Source organism: Paenibacillus cisolokensis, assembly GCF_050481165.1.
GTDB lineage: Bacteria > Bacillota > Bacilli > Paenibacillales > Paenibacillaceae > Paenibacillus_AH > Paenibacillus_AH cisolokensis.
In genome coordinates this window covers 1-1,392 of the sequence record NZ_JBCNFP010000221.1, presented here as the reverse complement: position 1 = coordinate 1,392, position 1,392 = coordinate 1, and the positions used below count along the sequence as shown (strand labels likewise).

Here is a 1,392-nt window from a genome sequence, read left to right as displayed (position 1 = left end):
AATAACGGGATGTACGCTCAAATCTTTCCATAACCAAATTCTTTCGATAATTACCGTTATGGCAATTTTTCCATAACGGGAAGACGCATCTGGCGATTGGACTGGGCGTCGAGGCATTGAATCAAGGATATAGCGTCAGTTTCGTCACGATGGATCAGTTGTTGCATCTCTTGAAGACGCAAGAGATTTCCCGAAACGCCCAGCTGCGGGTGAATCGGATCATCCGTTCCGATCTGGTGATTCTGGACGATCTGATGTTCATGGCGCTGGATCGGCAGGAGGCTCACTTGTTCTTTCAGTTGATCAACAAACTGTATGGGCAGGCCTCCATCATCCTGACGTCCAACAAAGGACCGGAAGATTGGGGAGAACTGCTCGGGGATCCGGCCGTCACAACCGCCATTCTGGACCGGATCCTGCATCGAAGCGAGGTGATTCACCTGACAGGAGACAGCTACCGGCTCAAGCACCGCCAAACCATATTTGGAAATTTCTAGTTGTTGAAAATAAATTCGCGAAATTTGTTCAAAGGTACTTGACGGTTACAGGAGATTTTGCTAACCCGGCATTCGGCGGTTTTGCAGGCTTCATAATCGGTGGCCGGAAGCGGATGCAAGGCTTGTTTTTCTTTGAACCATTGCTCGTGAATCGTTTCCTGGGTGTACGGGACTTTCTTGTGTTGCGCACTTCGCTCACACCAGGCGAGCAGGAGGCCGTTCAGTTCATCAAGCGACTGCACATGGGGGACGGGGACGAGTGCGTTTCGCCTTGAATCGCCGACCAGGCCTTCCACCTGTCCTTTTTCATTGCCGGACTCTACGTTGCAAAATTCGGCTTTGAACACGTAATGCGCTTGCAAGGCCTGAAACGCTTCCTGCTCCAGCCGGTCACGGCCTTGCAGCACTTTGATGACCGCCGTTTTGAGATTGTCAAAGAGCCCGATGGCCGGTACGCCGCCAAAGTAACGAAAGCCGCGGACAAAACCGTCGAGAAACGCTTCCTGCTTTTCGTGCGGGTAGGCTCGTACAAACCGCTTGCGGCTGGCGGACAGTTGCATGCAGAACAGATACACGCGGGTCAGCTTACCGCTGAGCATCACGTCGGCTTCTCCCCAGTCAAATTGAAACTGCTGACCCATCTGGAATTGCAGCGGGATAAATACTTCCGGCAACAGTTCCCTGCGCTGGCGTACGAGGCGGCGAATGTTCGATTCGGAGCCGGAAAAGCCATATTCGTCCACTAAGCGGCGATAGATGCGCGCTGCGGTATGCCGCTGCTTCTTCCACACGTTCTGATCCGCTTTGAGCCACTCGTCGATCAGCGGCAGGATCCGCTCGGTTTCACTGCGGGGCTTTCGTCCGCCGTAGATGTGTTTGCGTTCCATCGTAGTGG

1 protein-coding gene and 1 pseudogene are annotated in these 1,392 nt (G+C 53.2%); one reads left to right on the top strand and one right to left on the bottom strand.

The window, feature by feature from the left end; genetic code table 11:
- Nucleotides 1-77: 77 nt before the first annotated feature.
- Nucleotides 78-497, top strand: a pseudogene (locus ABEV74_RS23220) (ATP-binding protein); the annotation flags it as partial.
- Here ABEV74_RS23220 and istA read toward each other — a convergent pair.
- The coding region (gene istA, locus ABEV74_RS23215) for an IS21 family transposase (RefSeq protein ID WP_430150125.1) at nt 494-1,392 on the bottom strand (899 nt) is incomplete at its 5' end. The pseudogene ABEV74_RS23220 and the gene istA overlap by 4 nt on opposite strands.